At 52.7% G+C, this 1301-nt stretch carries 1 protein-coding gene; it reads right to left on the reverse strand.

The annotated features are described in order from the left end of the window. A partial coding sequence (locus tag EOA85_RS35415) for an ABC transporter substrate-binding protein (protein WP_164760137.1) occupies positions 1–1210 on the reverse strand: 1210 nt, incomplete at its 3' end. Between the last annotated feature and the right edge of the window lie 91 nt (positions 1211–1301).

Below are 1301 nucleotides of genomic sequence, written 5' to 3' on the forward strand. Positions count from 1 at the left end.
CCCTTATCACATTGATTTCGATTCCAGCTTTTTCAGCACTGTTTTTAAACAGAAGTGCAGCGTCGACAGCTCCCGTGAAGGCTGCGTCGGAAGCCGATAGCTCCAGCTTTAAGTTCGAAAATCCTGCTTTCGCCAGAAGGCTTTTGGCCTTCTCAGGGTCGTATGTATGCGCTGGCATTGGGTCAATGGCGTACTTGATGTTGCGAGCAATCGGATTGTCATTACCCGCATCACCGACGCCGCCGAGGATCTTGTTGATGATCTCTTGCCTATCAACCGCGTATTTCAAAGCCTTGCGCACATCCGAATTATTGAAAGGCGCTGCGGTAACATTCATTGGAAACGTATAGTGTCCGTAGCCACTTACTTGATCAATTTCCAGTTCTTCATTTCGTTCCAGAAACCTCAACGTCTTGACATCGACTCGGTCCATGTAATCGATTTCGCCGGTGGCCAAGGCGTTTTGGCGGGCGACCGGGTCCAAAATGGATAAGACCTCGACCTCATCAAACCAGGCCGTACCGTGGTAGTTCGGGTTTCGAGTCATCGAGGCGTTTACCCCGGGTACGAACTTGTTTAGAACGTACGCGCCTGTGCGAATGCCCGATGCCCAGTCTGCCTGCCCATTTTCGCCCATGGGCATTATCGGAAGGTGATAGTCACTCAGCAGATAAGGGAAATCAGCGTTGCCAGCAGCTAGCGTGAATACGACCGTATCTCCATCGGCCTTCAATTCGCTAATTTGTGCAAGAAGTGCTTTGACGGGCGACTTTGAACCATCGCCCATATGATGGCGGATCGACGCCACGATATCCTCGGCTGCGACTGATTTTCCATTGTGGAACTCGGTTCCTTTCCGAAGTTTAAAGGCCCATCTCGCAGCTTTGTTCGAAGGCTCCAGCGACTCGGCCAGGTCCGGCTTGACGTTGCCCGTTTCATCGAAACTAGTGAGGCCATTGCCGAGCGCACCCCATCCGACCGTGCCCATGTAGTAGTCAAGATACGTGGCGGGATCCAGAGAGTCCGTACTGGACCCGTGTGCGAGCCCAACACGCAACCGGCCTCCCTTCTTCGGCTCTGCACGAGCATACGACGTGAATGTCAGGTTGGCAGCGCCAGCCGACAGTCCAGCCGCTATCGCTATCTGGATGAAATCCCTCCGGCTCATTCTTCCTTTTTTGACAAGACGTTCTGCGGTGTTGATTTCCATTTGGCTCCTCCGCTGATTTTCAGGGACTGTCAGTTACAGGTAGTCGGGAACGACCATGAACGCGAAATTGGCCATACAATCGGTGTAATTC

The sequence above is a fragment of the Mesorhizobium sp. M5C.F.Ca.IN.020.29.1.1 genome, from assembly GCF_003997375.1.
GTDB lineage: Bacteria > Pseudomonadota > Alphaproteobacteria > Rhizobiales > Rhizobiaceae > Mesorhizobium > Mesorhizobium wenxiniae.